This is a genomic window from Candidatus Leptofilum sp., assembly GCF_965223285.1.
Classification (GTDB): domain Bacteria; phylum Chloroflexota; class Anaerolineae; order Promineifilales; family Promineifilaceae; genus Leptofilum.
This window is the reverse complement of record NZ_OZ244997.1, coordinates 3187127-3203236: the sequence shown is the minus strand read 5'-3', so window position 1 is coordinate 3203236 and position 16110 is coordinate 3187127. Positions and strand designations below refer to the sequence as shown.

At 53.7% G+C, this 16110-nt stretch carries 14 protein-coding genes; 6 read left to right on the top strand and 8 right to left on the bottom strand.

What is annotated here, in order from left to right; translation table 11 throughout:
- Positions 1-17: 17 nt before the first annotated feature.
- Positions 18-851 carry a transposase gene (locus ACOQPU_RS14520; RefSeq protein ID WP_420645842.1) on the top strand — a complete coding sequence of 278 codons (834 nt, stop codon included), beginning with the start codon at positions 18-20 and terminating at the stop codon, positions 849-851.
- 114 nt (positions 852-965) lie between these two features.
- Here ACOQPU_RS14520 and ACOQPU_RS14515 read toward each other — a convergent pair whose 3' ends face one another.
- The 3 genes from ACOQPU_RS14515 to ACOQPU_RS14505 all read right to left on the bottom strand — a co-directional run bounded on the left by ACOQPU_RS14515 (position 966) and on the right by ACOQPU_RS14505 (position 2831).
- Positions 966-1622, bottom strand: coding sequence for an HAD family hydrolase (locus tag ACOQPU_RS14515; RefSeq protein ID WP_420640549.1), 657 nt, complete (start codon positions 1620-1622; stop codon positions 966-968).
- Between the two features lie 79 nt (positions 1623-1701).
- Positions 1702-2373: an IS630 family transposase gene (locus ACOQPU_RS14510; RefSeq protein ID WP_420645815.1), complete on the bottom strand. Its 672-nt coding sequence runs from the start codon at positions 2371-2373 to the stop codon at positions 1702-1704.
- 140 nt (positions 2374-2513) lie between these two features.
- Positions 2514-2831, bottom strand: coding sequence for a helix-turn-helix domain-containing protein (locus tag ACOQPU_RS14505; RefSeq protein WP_420640548.1), 318 nt, complete (start codon positions 2829-2831; stop codon positions 2514-2516).
- A gap of 178 nt (positions 2832-3009) precedes the next feature.
- Between ACOQPU_RS14505 and ACOQPU_RS14500 the strand changes: the two genes are divergently transcribed.
- The 3 genes from ACOQPU_RS14500 to ACOQPU_RS14490 all read left to right on the top strand — a co-directional run bounded on the left by ACOQPU_RS14500 (position 3010) and on the right by ACOQPU_RS14490 (position 5516).
- The gene (locus ACOQPU_RS14500) at positions 3010-3504 is read left to right on the top strand and encodes a nitroreductase family deazaflavin-dependent oxidoreductase (protein WP_420640547.1); all 495 of its coding nucleotides are present in this window, start codon (positions 3010-3012) and stop codon (positions 3502-3504) included.
- 71 nt (positions 3505-3575) lie between these two features.
- Complete coding sequence (locus ACOQPU_RS14495) at positions 3576-3956, top strand: PPOX class F420-dependent oxidoreductase (protein WP_420640546.1); 381 nt, start codon at positions 3576-3578, stop codon at positions 3954-3956.
- A gap of 414 nt (positions 3957-4370) precedes the next feature.
- The gene (locus tag ACOQPU_RS14490; RefSeq protein WP_420640545.1) at positions 4371-5516 is read left to right on the top strand and encodes an SDR family oxidoreductase; all 1146 of its coding nucleotides are present in this window, start codon (positions 4371-4373) and stop codon (positions 5514-5516) included.
- 28 nt (positions 5517-5544) lie between these two features.
- Here ACOQPU_RS14490 and ACOQPU_RS14485 read toward each other — a convergent pair whose 3' ends face one another.
- Complete coding sequence (locus ACOQPU_RS14485; RefSeq protein WP_420640544.1) at positions 5545-5958, bottom strand: GxxExxY protein; 414 nt, start codon at positions 5956-5958, stop codon at positions 5545-5547.
- 154 nt (positions 5959-6112) lie between these two features.
- A complete protein-coding gene (locus ACOQPU_RS14480) occupies positions 6113-7882 on the bottom strand; it encodes an NAD(P)-dependent oxidoreductase (RefSeq protein ID WP_420640543.1) in 1770 nt (589 codons plus the stop codon).
- A 253-nt stretch (positions 7883-8135) separates the two neighbouring features.
- Between ACOQPU_RS14480 and ACOQPU_RS14475 the strand changes: the two genes are divergently transcribed.
- Together ACOQPU_RS14475 and heR are read left to right on the top strand one after the other, a co-directional pair.
- Positions 8136-11321, top strand: a complete 3186-nt coding sequence (locus tag ACOQPU_RS14475; protein ID WP_420640542.1) for a hypothetical protein — start codon at positions 8136-8138, stop codon at positions 11319-11321.
- A gap of 133 nt (positions 11322-11454) precedes the next feature.
- Positions 11455-12261, top strand: coding sequence for a heliorhodopsin HeR (gene heR, locus ACOQPU_RS14470; protein ID WP_420640541.1), 807 nt, complete (start codon positions 11455-11457; stop codon positions 12259-12261).
- Positions 12262-12345: 84 nt separating this feature from the next.
- Here heR and ACOQPU_RS14465 read toward each other — a convergent pair whose 3' ends face one another.
- From ACOQPU_RS14465 to ACOQPU_RS14455, 3 genes are all read right to left on the bottom strand, one after another.
- Positions 12346-12609 carry a hypothetical protein gene (locus ACOQPU_RS14465; protein ID WP_420640540.1) on the bottom strand — a complete coding sequence of 88 codons (264 nt, stop codon included), beginning with the start codon at positions 12607-12609 and terminating at the stop codon, positions 12346-12348.
- Between the two features lie 79 nt (positions 12610-12688).
- On the bottom strand, positions 12689-14326 hold the full coding sequence (locus ACOQPU_RS14460) for an aspartate:alanine exchanger family transporter (protein WP_420640539.1): 1638 nt from the start codon (positions 14324-14326) through the stop codon (positions 12689-12691).
- Positions 14319-16103, bottom strand: coding sequence for an FHA domain-containing protein (locus ACOQPU_RS14455; protein ID WP_420640538.1), 1785 nt, complete (start codon positions 16101-16103; stop codon positions 14319-14321). Before ACOQPU_RS14455 ends, ACOQPU_RS14460 begins: the two co-directional genes overlap by 8 nt.
- Between the last annotated feature and the right edge of the window lie 7 nt (positions 16104-16110).

Below are 16110 nucleotides of genomic sequence, written 5' to 3'. Positions count from 1 at the left end.
ATGTAGCTAGCAAAAAGATAACAGACTGGGCCAGGCAGATGATTTTCCAGTTACGTCGCTGGCTGCCTCATCGCGCGCTGGTGGCCGTGGCTGATTACAGCTATGCCGCTCTGGAATTTCTTCATGCTTGTCAAACCATGGTCAACCCGGTAACGGTCATCACGCGCTTACGCCTGGATGCAGCCCTTTATCAACCGGCACCACCGCCTACCGGCAAAGTTGGTCGACCGCCCAAGAAAGGGAAACGATTAGCTACGCTTCAAGCAATGCTCGATGACCCGCAGACAAAATGGCAATCTGTTAAGGTGCGCTGGTATGATGGCCAAACGCAATTGATGGAAATCTTTTCGCAAACGGCCGTTTGGTATCATAGTGGTCTTCCCCCCGTGCCCATTCGCTGGGTATTGATTCGTGACCCACGAGGCGAATACGAAACCATTGCGTTGCTCTCGACTTCACCAGAGCTTGGTTCACTTCAAATCCTCAACTGGTTTGTCCAACGCTGGCAAGTTGAAGTGACCTTTGAGGAAGTGCGGGCTCATCTGGGTGTTGAAACCCAACGCCAGTGGTCAGATAAAGCCATTGAGCGCACCACGCCTATCTTGTTAGGCTTGTTTTCCTGGATCACTCTGGCGGCTCATTTGCTAGTTGAGCAGGCTCAATTATCCGTGCAGCAAGCTGCCTGGTATGTTAAAGAGCGTCCTACTTTTTCTGATGCACTGGGTGCAGTGCGCCAACAACTCTGGTTTCCGGCAACTATTTTTTCAATGTCCCCTGTTGAACCAGATGTTGTAAAAATACCACGGTCTCTTTTTGACCGTCTGGTTGATACTGTTTGTTATTCGACTTAAACGTACAAAGTCGAGCTTAGAATCTAACCGAAAAAGCCACAGAGGAAAAAGAGAAATCTGAGAAATGAACCTTTGCCTCTAAACTCTCTGTGAACTCTGTGGCCAATATTCGACTTAATCAAAGAACTGATCCAGGTTAGCCAGCACATCGTGCAGGGAACTGTAGCGATGGTGGACGTGGCTGAAATCGGCCGTTTGGGTTTGGGCGTTGGGGATGGCGATGGTGGTCATGCCTGCGCGGGTAGCTGCCAGGCTGCCAGGGCCAGAATCTTCTAGTGCCAGGCAGTTTTGGGGCGGAATGCCTAACCGCTCGGCGGCGAGTAGATAAATATCCGGCTGGGGTTTGCCGTGCGTCACTTCACCCCCAGCGGCGATGGCCTGGCAGCGGTCTAGCAAGCCAAGCTGCTGCAAGATTTCTTGGGCGTGGTGACGCGGGCTGGAGGTGGCAACGCCCCAGGTAAGTTGGCGGCGGGCGATTTCGGCGTGAAGTTCGTGCAATCCAGGCATTATGGGCACACCGTTGGCCCGAATTTGGCTGTAAATGGCCGCGCGCTTTTCTATAATAACTGGCACTGGCTCTGGCAGGTTGAACAGTTCCTTGATGGTTGGTGTGCTGACATCGGCGCGTAGCCCAATGATGTTGCTGACGATTTCTTCGGTGAGTTGGTGACCATACGGCCGTAAATATTCATCCCACGCCTGCTGGGACAATGGCTCGCTGTCCACCATCAGGCCGTCCATATCAAAAATAATTGCTTGTAGCTGGTTCATGTTTGCTCCCAATTACGTGATCCAGATTTCAAAAGTCTTTGCCCCCTGTTAATCTTAGTACACCGTTAAATAAGAAGTATTAAGCTTTCTTGAATTTAGAATTTGCCTCATTAACAACCGAATAACGAGCATTTAGCTTTTTGCGGCAATCTTTGATGGAAAACTGCCAATTAATTTTGATGCGTTTTTGCGTTCGCTCAGGGATCAATGCCATCACTTCCGATTCTAGTTTCTCAATGGTCGGAATCCGACGATTAAGACAAAGACGCGTCAGTGCTGAAAACTCAATTTCAATCATGTTTAGCCAACTGGCCGATTTCGGCGTGAAATTGAATTCAAATCGTTGCGCTAAAGCAAACGCCTTGTCTGCAGGCAAGTTTTCGTAAAAAGCACTCTCATCATGTGTGTTCAGATTGTCCAAGACCAGACGAATCTTGATCGCATCTGGATAAGCGGCTGCTAAGGCTTGGCAAAACAGGGTGAACTCCTTTTTGGTACGCTGGCGATGCACTTGCGCCAAGCGGTTGCCAGTCAATGGTTCAATGGCAGCTAAGAGCGCACAGGAACCATTTTTTTCGTAGGCATAATGTTCTTTACGCACCTTGCCATTCTGCATAGCAATGGGTTGCATCACATCATCAATGAGAAAACAGGGTCGTTCATCAAAGCAGACAACCGGGTAAAGCGGATTGTAAGGCAAGGCATAAAGCCAAAGAATGCGCTCCATTTTGGCAATAAACCGACTGGTTATCTTGCCAATTACCCAATATCGTTTCAGGTGCGGTTTGAGTTCGTTTTTTTGAGAATGAGTCGCACTTCCCCATAGGAAATGGTCTCGACTAATTCCAACTCGATGGCTTTGTCAGCTAATAGCCGCAATGACCATTTCTCCTATCCTGCTGGCGGGTCAGAGCAAGCCAATGCTGTGATCTTGGCTCGTTGCAGTCCGTCAATGACGGTTGGGCGGCCTGGCCTTGGTTTGTCGGTTAAGACAGCCAACCCTGAATCCTGATATTTTTTGGCCCAGGTTGATACGGTTTGGATAACGACACCAACGATGGCTGCAACTTCTGTAAAGGTTCGACCTCGATCTAATTCGATGAGGGCGGTTGCTCGTTTAAAGGTTTTGGCGGGTAAACTGCCTTTCTTGATCAAGTTTTGCAAATAAGCTCGATCTGCTTCACTGAGGGTAACATGTTCTTTTTTCATCCTTCCAGCTTATCGAACTATTTGCTCATCAACAAGATTTTTAGTTCTTTTATTTAACGATGTACTTAGCAAAATTGCTAGGAAGACTTTTGAAATCTTTTCGGGGAATATAAAAATATTTGTCGGCGAAGATTTTACCGGGTCTGTGTTTTTACGGCATATGGCGTAAAATTGGCGCATGTCCTCGAACAAGAGTTTGCTGCAAAAGATCAACACCCGCATTGCGATGTCCGCTGTGGGGGCGCAAATTATGGCCCGGACGATGCACCATTTAGATAGGCTGGTGCTGAGGATGAGCAACGGCCGTGCCACCGCCACGACCCTCCTGGCCGGTTTGCAAGTTCTTAACCTGACCACGATTGGCACCAAAAGTGGCCAGCCACGCACGGTGCCGCTGTTAGCCATTCCCTTTGCCGACAATCAGTTGGTCATTATTGCCTCCAATTGGGGGCAGCAGAAAAACCCGGCCTGGTATTACAACATTGTGGCCCACCCTGAAGTGACCGTGACGCGAGACGGCCGTTCCCAAACCTACCTGGCGCGTGAAACGGACAGCGATGAACGCGCCGCCTGCTGGCAAGCTGCGCTAGAAACATACCCCGGCTATGCTGCCTATGAACGACGCACCAGCCGTCGCATTCCTGTTATCTTGCTTACCCCAGCAAAAAATTAGACCAAATCTCATTTTATGTCCAACAACCATGGCTATAATCAAGTCAAAATTGACTTGAAGAAGGAGCAACTGTGGCATCACTGATCGATTTAGGGAAAGAACAATATATTTCGCTGGAAACCTTCCGCAAAAATGGGCAGGGGGTCAAAACGCCCGTTTGGGTAGTGGGGGAAGGGGATAAGCTGTACGTGTGGACGCAAGAGGATAGCTGGAAGGTGAAGCGGATTCGCAACAACAGCCAGGTGCGTCTCGCCAAAAGTGATGCGAGAGGGAACACGTCCGGCGACTGGTTTACGGCGCAGGCCCACATTCTGGACGCGTCTGAGGATGACAAAATCATGCAGCAGCGGTTGGCCAAAAAGTATGGCCTGTTTTTTCGCCTCTTTCAATGGATAGGGCGGCTGCGTGGGCAGGGGAGTCGGCGAATCGTTGTTGAAATTTCGGCAGTGTGATTTGCTAACTATGTGGGGGCATTTGTTGGGCGTAAACGGCCGTCCCCGTGCCGTACACACCCCTTGCCACAAATCAAACATTTTGGCTTGGGGGATTTGCTTAGATTCAGAAATTTTCGCCTCACTTTCCCGATTTCCGTAACTTTTTACCCCGTTTGGCATTTCTTCACATGGCAGGCTCGCCTTATTAGGGTGCGGTTAAAAGTTGTGTAGGAGACTACAAAAGTCTTCACGTCTGCATCGGCAGCTTTGCGAGGCCAGACTTTTGTAGTCTTGTGTGTTACATAAAAAAGTAATCGCACCCGCATCATTTTGTATAAGTGTCTGGAATTGCAAGAGCCGTTTATGATAGGCTGTGCTTATCATAAGCCGTCAACAACACGCGAAGAACCGCACAATTTTGGAAAGAAGTTTATGGCAAAAACAATTTTTATTACCGGAGCCACGGGCTATGTCGGCTGCCATTTGGCGCACCGATTTTTGGCAGATGGACACACTGTTTTGGCCCTAGTACGGCCGAAAAAAGGAAACTCTGTTCAGGCGCGGATAGAAACGGCCGTTACCCAAGTCGGCCCTCTTCCCCCGGAAACGTTAGCCAACCTCATCCCCATCCCCGGCACAGTTGAAGATTCTGCGGAATCGTTAGCCAGCAGCATTCGCGCCCAGTTTAGTGGCCCAATTGATGAGCTGTGGCACAGTGCGGCTATTTTTAACTTTAAGGAGCGGGAACGGCCGTTGGTTGAAGCCACCAACATCGAAGGCACTCGCCACCAGCTTGATCTCGCCTGCCAGATCAACGCCGCCAACACCCCGCCTCGCTTTTTCTACATCAGCACCGCGTACTGCCTCGGCAGCCAGTTCAACGACCCCGTTCCCGAACGCATTCCTGGCAACATCACTGGCTTCCGCTCCATTTATGAATGGTCCAAGTACAGTGCCGAGCGGCTGGTGGATCAATATCAGCAGGATGGGCGGCTAGAGGCAACAATTTTCCGTCCTTCGATTGTGATTGGCACACCGGAAACGGCCGTGCTGTGCAATTCCGGCTACTATCAGGTACTCACCGAATGCCGCCGTCTGCGGACAGTTTTAGAGCGCAGCCAGGGAAGCCAGTTCAATGGCAACGTACAGACGCGACTCCTCGGCAATCCGCATACCCCACTCAACCTGGTGCCCATCGACTTTGTGGTCGATGGCATGGTCTACCTGGCGCACTGTACCCAGCTAGACGCACAGCAAACCAACTTGTTCAACATTGTCAATGAGCAGCCCCCTACCATCCAAGAGGTGCATCAGGCCCTGGTGAGAAGCCTAAACATGAGCGGCTTAAAGCTGGTGCAGTCTGAGCAGTTTGAAGTAGAATCAATGAACCCCATTGAGAAAAAGATCAACCGCCGTATTGCCTTCCAGGCCCCGTACATGCACGAGCAAATCCACTTTGCCACTGACCGTTTCCGCCAATATGTGCCGCAAAGCATCCTGCCATCCCCAAACGTGGATTTGGCCTACATAGACCAGGTCAATGCTATCTTCCTTTCCCAATTTGACGAGGACTCATAAAAATCGGACGCGGATGAACGCGGAAGTTTTATGGCTTCCAGGTGGGGTTTTTGCGCTTGTTGTCGAATGCTTTGCGGCAATGGGCGGCTTTAGGGCCAAAGTTGATAAGCAAACCAACCTCGTACTGGGTGGAGCGTAAATAGTTGAGCAGTTGGGCTTCATGCCTGTGGCTCAACTGTTCCACCGCTTTTATTTCCACAATGACTTTGTCGCTTACAACCAGATCGGCAAAATATTCGCCCATCACTTTGCCATCATAAAACACTTCAATTTTTTGCCGCTGCACCACAGTCAAACCACTCTTTTGCAGCTCGTGGGCCATTGCATTTTCGTAAACCTTCTCCAGAAAGCCATACCCCAATTTTGCATACACACGCTTATAAAACACATTCAGGACCACCCCGGTAATGTCTCGATGTTTCAGCCTAATATTCGTTTCCATCTTTCCCCTTCCGCCACTGTTTGTTATGCAATCGAGCTAATTATACAGATTAACCAAAGGAATGGGACGCGGACGAGCGCGGATGAACGCGGAAAAATTAGGTTTAAATCCGTGCTTGTCCGCGCTCGTCCGCGTCCGTTTTTAGCCCCAGAATTTATTCATCCAATAAATAGACTGGCTCGCCGTAGAAGCGGATGCCGCCTTTGCCTTGTTTTTCTATGAGCAGTTCGTGCAGCCAGCGGTTTTTCTCGCGCAGGGACATATCAGATTTGAGCACGGACAGCGGGGCGTTGAGGCGCAAGATGCGGCCAGGAATGATAAAGCGCGTAATACCTGCCGGGAACAAACGGCCGCTTGACAATGTCGCTTGCATCACCTGAGTCACCGTATATTCGGGAAAAATCACCACACCAGCTAGCTCCTCATACTCATTTTTCAGGCTGAGAATATTATCGTTGAGGGTGCGATCCACATGCCCAGCGGCGTCAATGTATGCTTCGGTGAACTGGTTTAAGGCCTCCAGTCGGTTCACTCCTTGTGCTGGATAAATTAAAAAGACGCGGTTGTCGATGAGCTGAATGTAGCAAAGGCCGCCATATTCAAACATTTCGTCAGCGGCACGTTCGATGTCGGTTTCCTGCATGGTGATGTCTGGCAGGGTGCGCAGCAGGGCTAGCAGTTCATTGACCCGAATCTTGCAGATGACGTGGTACCAGGTGTGCAGCCCCAGCCCATCTTCTGTAGAGATGACCTGGACAATGCCGTGCTTGTAGCCGATCTGTTTCATGGCGGTGGTACGAGTGGCCCCATCGAGGACAATGTAACGGCCGTCTTCACTCTCAATCACCACTGGCGGATTGCCCAGTACGCCATCCTGCTCCAGCCGTCCCGCCAGACGGTCCACCCTCTTTTGGTCAAAATGTTCATGGGGCATCACCTTGTCCATTGGCACCACCCGCAGCGGCAGCACCGAACTCACTTCCACCTCCTGGAAAAACTCAATGATTTGCTCCGCCAGCGTAATAGATGCTGCCAAATGGGCGTCGTCGGTGCTGGCGGCAATTCGTGGCGTAGTAATGACGTGTGGATGTTCTATCAGCGCGCGATTAGGCTGGGGGGCAGACTGAAATACGTCCAAGGCTGCGCCAGCAATGCGCTCTTCGTCTAATGCCGCCAGCAGTGCCGCCTCGTCGATGAGGCCACCCCGTGCCGTGTTGATCAAGTAAGCTGATTTCTTCATGCGACTTAGCTGAGTACCGCCAATCATGTGGCGCGTTTCCGGCCGCAGCGGCACGTGCAGGCTAATAAAATCAGAACGTTCCAGCAGCTCAATCAAATCAACCCGCTGGATTTTTTCTTGCAGCCGCAGCTCCGGGGTAACAGATGGCTCGTTCACTAAAAGCTTCATGCCAAACGCCTCGGCGCGGATGGCCACCTCACGGCCAATACGGCCGAATCCCACAATCCCCAACGTTTTGCCAGACAAACCTGTACCCATTAGCTGGTCGGCATCCCACCGGCCAGAGATGAGGCTGCTGTAGGCGCGGGGCAGGCGGCGCGCTAGTGAGAGGAGCAGACCCATTGTGTGTTCGGCCACCGCCAACGTGTTGGCATCGGGGCAGTTGATCACGGCGATTTCTTTTTCCTGGGCGTGGAGCACGTCAATTTGGTCGAAGCCAGACCCGGCCCGGCCAATCAACCGCAAATTCAGCGCATGGTCAATGAGATCAGCCGTGACGGGGGTCTGGTTTTCAACGACCAGCCCATCGTATTCGTGGACAATTTCCAGCAGATCGTCAGAGTTTAGACCGGTTTTGACATCTACATACATTTGTGCCTGTAGCATTTGGATGCCAGCTTCGTGGATGGGATCGCAAATGAGAATGTGGGGGCGACGGCCGTCTTGCCGGTTCATAATTGCCATAGTGGGTTTCCTCTTTTTTGGGGAGATTGGAGACTGGAGATTAGAGATTGTTCATCTCCAATCGCTAATCTCTGCAAATTCAGACTTGTGTGTGTGAGGCAAAAGTATAACAAGATTCAACACATTCGGCAGTCATACTGTTGTGGATTACACTTGGTTCGCCTTTGATAAAATTGTTGGTAGGGGCAGACACAGGGGTCTGCCCGTTGTGGGCAAGCACGGGGGCTTGCCCCTACTAGACCTATTGATTTTTATGACGAAATTTCGTGAGCGCGTCACCAACTGGTGGCCATTTTTACTGCTAACCGGGTGGGGCTTCCCGCTGATTACGCCGCTGCTGAGGTGGACGGCCGTTACCTGCACCCACGACGGCCATCTACACTACCACCGCGTTGCCGCCATGCGCTACGCCTGGGAAAATGGTCTGTTGTTTACCCGCTGGTTGCCCGATCTGGCCTTTGGCTACGGCTATCCCTTTTTTGTCTACCGGGAGCCGCTGCCGCTTTACGCTGTCTTATGGCCCCATCTACTGGGTCTGCCGCTGCCTGCCGCCAGCAATCTATTTTACATAATCGTTATTTTGGCTTGCGGCTGGTTCATGTTTTTGTGGGTGCGCGACATTTTAGGCAGCTGGGGCGGGCTGGTGGCCGGGATGGCTTACATGGCTGCGCCTTACGTGCTGGTGGATGCGCTGATTCGCGGCAATTCGCCAGAGTCGGCGGCGTTACCGCTCTTTCCTCTGCTGCTGTGGGCCGGGCGGCGGTGGCTGTTGGAGGGGAAGGCACGGTGGTTTGGCACGGCCGTTTTCGGTCTCATTCTCCTCGGCTTTAGCCACAACATCTCCATGCTCATTTTTGTGCCGACGCTGGGCGTCTACCTGCTGGCGCTGGCCTGGCTGCACCGTCTCAGTTGGCGTATTTGGCTGGCGCGATTGACGTTGCTCTTTGGCCTCGGCCTGGGCACGACGATTTTCTACACTGGCGGGGCGTTACTAGAGCTAAACAGCGTCACGCTCAAGCAATCGACCACCACGCGCAACAACGATTTTCGCTTCAACTTCACCACCGCCGCCGAAATTTTGGCACCCGTTGCGCCAGAAGACCCCTCGCTGTTGAATCCGCCGCTGCCGTTCCGGCTGGGTTGGGTGCCGCTGGGGTTGGCGGTGTTGGGTGTGGCGTTGGCCATTTTCAAAAGAAAGGAGATTAGCGATTGGAGATTAGAGATTGGCGGCTCAACCCAATCTCCAATCTCCAATTACCAATCTCCCAAAGAAATTCAATTTCATCTGTGGTTGATGGTGTTGGGTACGGCCGTTTTCCTCTTCATGTCTCTGCCCATCTCCCAATTTATCTGGGAGGGGTTGCCCCTGATTGATTTTGTGCAGTTTCCCTGGCGGTTTGTGGGGCGGGCGGCGCTGCCGTTGGCGTTTTTGGCAGGGTTGCCTTTTTCCTTTTTTCAACGCAAAGGTGCGGCCACAGGCCGGGCAGAGGCGCAGAGCGGGGATTGGGCTGCTCTATTTGTTGCTTTGGCAGTGGGATTGTTGGTGTTGGAGGCAATGCCGACGGTTTATCCAAATATTTGTGCGGAAGAACCATTTCCCACGATTAACACGGTACACCAGTACGAGCGGGAGACAGGGCTGGTGGGGGTGGACCCGGAGGGCAGTTACTTCCCACGCACGGTGAAGGAACGGCCGTCTGCATCCCCCCTACAAGCCAACTACCTGGTCAATGAAACCCCGCAGCGTTTGGTTCTCCCGCCAACTGTTGAAGTTGAAGCTATTGAATATCACAACTTGGCCGTCACCGCCCAAATCAACAGCCCGGAACCATTCACCGCCCGTTACCTCTCCTTTGATTTTCCCGGCTGGGCGGCAACGGTGGATGGCAAACCCGTCGTCATCACCCCCGAAGACCCCAGCGGTCTCATCACCTTCCCGGTTCCCGCAGGTAGCCACGAAATCGCCGTGCGCTGGCAATCCACCCCCACCCGCACCATTTTGCTGGGATTGAGCCTACTCTCACTGGCTGGAGTTTTGGTAGTGCTGCTTGTTTTGATAAAAACTCAGCCAGCGGTTATTGGTGAGCGGTTTTCGGTAAACGGATTACTAATTACAGATTACAGATTACGGATTACGGATTACTGGCCACTGATCACCGTCGCTCTCCTCCTCATTACAGGTAAACTGGTCCTCGATAACGTGGAAAGCCCACTGCGACGGGTAGCGGGGCCAGAGGTGGCGCACACGGCCGTTCTCCAAGCCGCTGAGTTACGCTTGGCAGGGTACAACCTGAGCGAGACTGCCGTTCCTTCCGGCGGATTCTTCGACATTGATCTCGCCTGGACCGCCACCGACTTCCCGCAGGCGCGGTACCAATCCAACGTGTGGCTAGTGGGGCCAGATGGCCTTACCTGGAGCGATCTGAACACCTTTCGCCCCCGCCTCTACGAAGACGCGCCGGACACCCGCGCCTGGCAGCCGGGCCAGTGGGGCTGGGACAGCCGCGAGGTCACCATCCTGCGCGGCACGCCCCCCGGCCAGTACGACATTGTGTTAACGCTTTTTGATTTTGAGACGCTGCAGCCAATCACGCTGCTGAATGCGAACGGGGTGGTGGTGGGGCCAACGGCCGTTCTCGGCCAAATCACCGTTACCGAACCAGAACCAACTGACGCAGCGAGGGAGGCGTTGGGGCAAATTCAAGGCATTTCGCTGCTAGAAGTTCGGCAGGATCGAGAAGCGGCCGTTCCCGGCGACGTGGCACTGCTGACCTTTTTTTGGCAACGGCCGTCTGGCAACCCCGCGAGCGACACCTTCAACCTGGAACTGCGCGACGCCAACGACGCCATTGCCCACACCTGGACGCAGCCGTTCACCCTGCCCAGCTATCCGCCTGCCGAGTGGCTTGCTGAAACCGAGATTCGTGGCCAGCATCTGCTGCGCCTGCCTGCGGCACTCACTTCCGGCAGCTACCAATTTGTGGCGGACGGCATCACCCTAGGCGAGATTGACATAACGGCACCAGAAAGAGTTTTTGAGGCGGTGGAGATGGAAACGGCCGTAGCCGCCACATTCTCCCAAAACAACCAACCCCTCATCACCCTCGTTGGCCTTTCGCAATCTCCAGTCTCTAATCTCCAATCTCCAATCTCCTTGTTATGGCGGGCCGAAGCCGAAACCCCCACCAGTTACCGCGTTTTCATCCACCTGGTCAACGCCGATGGCCAAATATTAGGTCAGGCCGACGGCGAACCCGCCAACTGGAGCCGACCCACTACCAGTTGGGTGCCCGGCGAGTACATCCTCGATGACCATATTCTCCCCCTCCCACCAGACCTGCCGCCAGATGCCAGCCTACGCATCGGCCTCTACAATCCAACCACCGACCAGCGTCTTCAAACAGAGGCTGGTGAGTATGTCACGCTACCTTTGCCCTAAAGCCTGTTGGAAGTTCTAAACCAGCTATTGTAAACCCGCTAAAACGGTCTATACTGAATCTATAATTGTTACCAACTTAGGTGACTTTTGGGATCGAGCTACCCCCCAACTGCCACATTCAAGGAGAAAAAAGATGTCGAAAAATGCGACGGTAACGTCTGCTGCCTCCGAAGGCCAAAATGAAAAATTTACTAAATTGAAGCGTTTTAACTTGATTATGGGTTTTCTACACCTTATTCAGGGTGTCTTCATGATCGTTGTCAGCAACGACACCACTTACCCCATCTTCACCAACTACCTCAGCTTCAACACCGAAACATTTGCTCTCACCCCTAACCCGCAGCTTTTTTACGAGCTTCGTTTCGGGCCAGCGGTGGCGGCGTTCTTGCTCATTTCGGCCGTGGCTCACTTCTATCTTTCTACCATTGGCTATAAAAGCTATGTAGAAAATTTGAAGAAGGGCATGAACCCGATTCGGTTTTACGAATATGCGCTCAGCTCATCGTTGATGATTGTGCTCATAGGCATGTTGATTGGCATTTGGGACCTGGGTGCGCTGATTCTGATTTTTACACTCAACGCCACCATGAATCTGTTTGGCATCATGATGGAGTTGCACAACCAGACGACCAAAAAGACCGATTGGACAGCGTTCATTTATGGCTGCATTGCCGGATTTGTCCCTTGGATTGTTATCACGTTGTACTTTGTGGGTGCGGTAAACTCTGGCGACGCCAAGCCCCCCGATTTTGTTTACGCCATCGTGCCTATCTTGTTTGTATTTTTCAACATTTTTGCCATCAACATGGTGCTGCAATACAAAAAGGTGGGGCGCTGGGCAGATTATCTGTTTGGCGAGCGGGTCTACATCATTCTCAGCCTGTCAGCGAAAAGCGTTTTGTGCTGGCTTATCTGGACGGGGACGCTGGCACCAGTGTAAAAAGCGGTTAAGCATTAAAAAGATTGTAATTCTTTGGGGTTTCAAGGGACAAGTAAGGGCGGTTCGCGGACCGCCCTTACATCATTACCCTTGCAAGATAAACGACCATTCCTCCAGGCCATTCTCATCCACCGTGTGTTCTGTGTGGCGAATTTGGAAATTGAACTTTTCAATGAGCCCCAGCATGTCGATGAGGGTGCGCCGGGAGGCTTTGGCCGGGTGGTGTTCCAACGCGCGAATCGCTTCCCGCATGTCATCCTTGATGGCGCTTTCGCCAAGCACTTCAATCGTAAACGTGTTGCCACTGCTGCCTTTACGCGCATTGCTGCGTAACATGATCGTTTGCATTACACTCTCCTAGTTTTGATCGGTTTTATGGAAATCGGAAGCAGTTTAGCATTTTTTGGAACGAAACTTCAAGGTCAAGCTAGCCTGCGAAATAGTTTTGCAAAATGATGAGCAGCACCTGCGCCAAAATCACGTTGATGATGATGGCAAAGGGAAACATGAGCATGTAGCCAATGCCGGGCAGCGGGTTTTGCGCTTGGTCCTCAGCATATTCCAGCACGGCCGGTTGGGGGGAAATCATGCCCAGCAGTAGGCTAAATGGGATGCGCAGCAGCCTGTGCCCCAGCCAGAGTGCCAGCAGCGTCGTCACCACAATCAGCCCAAACCCCAGCCCAAAGATGAGCCAGCCCGCCCCGCTGGTGAACGCTTGCAAAAAGGCGGTGCCGGAGCGTACACCCACGGCCGCTAGCAGCAAGATCAAGCCAAGTTGGCGCAAAGTCAGGTTGGCACTGTAGGGCATCTTCCACAGGATGGGGCCAGTGCGGCGCAAAGCTCCTAACACCAGGGCCACCAGCAGCGGCCCGCCCGCCAACCCTAACTGAAACGTGATGCCGCCCGGCAGCGTAATGGGAATCAGGCCAAGCAGCCAGCCAACGGCAATGCCCAAGCCGACGGTGAGCAAATTGACATGGCTGAGTTGGGCAAACGAGTCGCCAAAAAGCGTAACCAGTTCGGGGATTTCTTCACGGGGGGCCAGCACACGAATGCGGTCGCCCCACTCCAGCACAGTGTCGCCGCGGGCTAGCAGCTCTACGTCGCCGCGCCGCACATGGGAGACGATGGCCCCATGCTTTTCGCGTAGGTTCAGCGTTGATAACCGTTTGCCCGCAATGTCTGGATTAGAGACGAAGAGGCGGCGGCTGTCGTAAACGTTGTGGTCGTGGCGCAAATCTTCGGCGGCGCGCTGGCCAAAGGCGGCTTCAACTTCATCTAACGCTTCTGGCGTGCCAGCTACCACAATTTTGTCGTTAGGCTGGAACTGGGTGTCGTTGCTGATGAGGCTGGTTTCATCCCCCCGATACAAACGGCCGAATAACACATCCCACTCATTTTCTCGGCGCAACTGGCGCAACGGCCGTTCCATCACACGCTCCTGAGTAATCTCAATGGTGCGGTATTGCAAATCGCGGGCGATGGGATATTGGTGGCGCAGGCGGTATGCTTCAGCGGCGAAACCCACGGGCCAGAGGCGCAGCACAACGGCCAGCACCAGCATCCGACCCAGCACCCCCAGCGGATACACTACAGAAAAACCAACGACGGCCTCGGAAGCGGCCGTTTCGGCCCCACCCCGCTGCCCAATTAAATCCAGCACGCTGGCCAGGGCGGGCGTGTTGTTAGACATGCCAGTGAAGATGCCCACTGTCGTCGCGGGGGTGAGGTCCAACGCCAAGTGGATGCCCAACAGCAGTAGGGCAGGCAGCGTCATAATAGCGACAATGAACAAGACCTCGCGCAGCCCTTCGCGGCGAAACTTGCTGAAGAAGCCGGGGCCGTTGGCCAAGCCGATGGTGTACACAAACAGCACCAGCCCCAGATCGAGGATGATTTGCGGCATTTGCAATGCCGGGTCTAGCGCACCAAACGCCAAACCAACAAACAACACGGCCGCAACCCCCATGCTGTTGCCCCCAACCCGAATCTGACCCAGCAAGTAGCCAATTGCCACCACGAAAAAGAGCAACAGGAGCGGGTTGGCTTCCAGAAGTTCAATCAAGAGCAGCCTCATCCTCGCTGTCTGAAGTGTGAGGTTCTTCAGCACTGGCTGGTTCGGCTTCAGATTTCTCAGATTCGGCAGGTGGGCGCAGGTGGAAGCGCAGCAAGAGACGGCCCAGGCGAATTTCATCGCCGTCGTGTAGCTGGCGCGGGCTGAGGCCGAGACGGTCGTGGTTCAGGAAGGTTCCGCTGGCACTGCCTTCGTCGTACAGGTAGTAACGGCCGTTCCGCTTCCGAATCCTGGCATGTAACCGCGCTACCGAGTTGTCGCCAAACACAATTTTCGCCACTTCAACGTCGCGCCCAATTGCCATATTGTCTTGGTCGACGAGAATATCGGTCCGGTTGCCGGGCGCATCTTCCACCAAATGGAGTGAAGCAACCAGCGTTTCACCCACTTCATCTGGCGATTCATCGGTATCGGCAGGACGTACGCGCTGGGGGCGTGGCGTCAGCTTGGGCGGCCGTCGTCGCCACCAGCGAATTAAAAACAGCAGTAGACCCAGCAAGCCTAACCCAGCCAAAATAAGCAGCCAGTCGTCGCGGCTGACGCGGTTGGTTACTGCCGTAACGCGCTCGACGGGGCTGGGGGTGGCGGTGGGTGCTGGTGTGGGGGTGGGCGGATCAGGGCGAACGGCCGTAATCGTCACCACCACCGTTTCTGATTCAGCCATGTAGCCCAGCACGTCGCTTAACTCTGCCCGCAAACGGTAAGCACCGGTGTCTACCGACTGTACATTCCAGCTCAAATTGAGCACGTCGACATCATCTGGTTGGGGGAGGCTAATTTGTGGCTGCATCACGCCATCGACAAAGAGGGAAACGGCCGTAATCTCGCGCGGCAAATTATCGGGCCAGGTAAGCTGAACGGGAATTTGCAGAGTGGTTGGTTCCAGTTCCAGCAAGGGTGCGTCTGAACTGCTGCCTTGTCGCTGAACGGCCGTACTGGGCAAAGCCAGTTCAATCTGCGGCGGCACAATCTCCAGGTCTAGCTCCGTGCTGGCGGTGAGGTTGCCAATGTTGACGGTGAGGGGATAGCTGCCACTTTGTCGCAGCAGCGAGCGGTAGCGAATTTGAGCCTGGTTGCCCTGCCGCTGCCAAATCAAAAAGAGGGAATCTGCCGCTTCCGGGCGGGGCACGTGGGCGTAAAAAGCGCGGGTAGGTTGGTAGAGTGCAGCGGCGGCATCTACTTCCTCGAAGCTGGCCTGTGCGCCCAAAATGGCGGTGAACAGCGGCAGCTCAATCGCTTGTGCCTCGGCGACCAATGCTTGGAAATCGAGGAACTGCGGCAGGCGGCGTGCTTCGCTGAGTAGGAGGATGGCTTGGTAACGGCCGTCTTCCTTGATCTCGGCAGCGTGGGCAATCGCTTGCAGCATCATGGCGTTGATGGGCGCATCGGCAGGCAAATCGGGCGCGTAAGTTTCCATGGCTACCACCAGTGCTTCTGGTGAACCGCTGTCCTGCACCAAAAATTGGCCTGCCTCACCGCTGGCATCCGGCACCAGCAGCGAAATGCGGTCAAAACCAGATGGATTCATGAAGCGGCTGGCGTACCGTGCCAGCGTTTCCTGCACTGTCACCAGCCGCGTCACGCTACGACCCTCGTCAACAATATTCAGCGACTGGTCGGCATCCAGTACAAAAATGATGTCTACGCCTTCAGGAACAAACTGCACCTCAGCGTCAGCAATGGGGATGCCATTTTCTCGCAAGGCCAGCCGCGTCAGGTCAGATTCTGCCAACGGTGCGCCACGGCCGTCGCTGCTTAGAATATTCACCGTTACC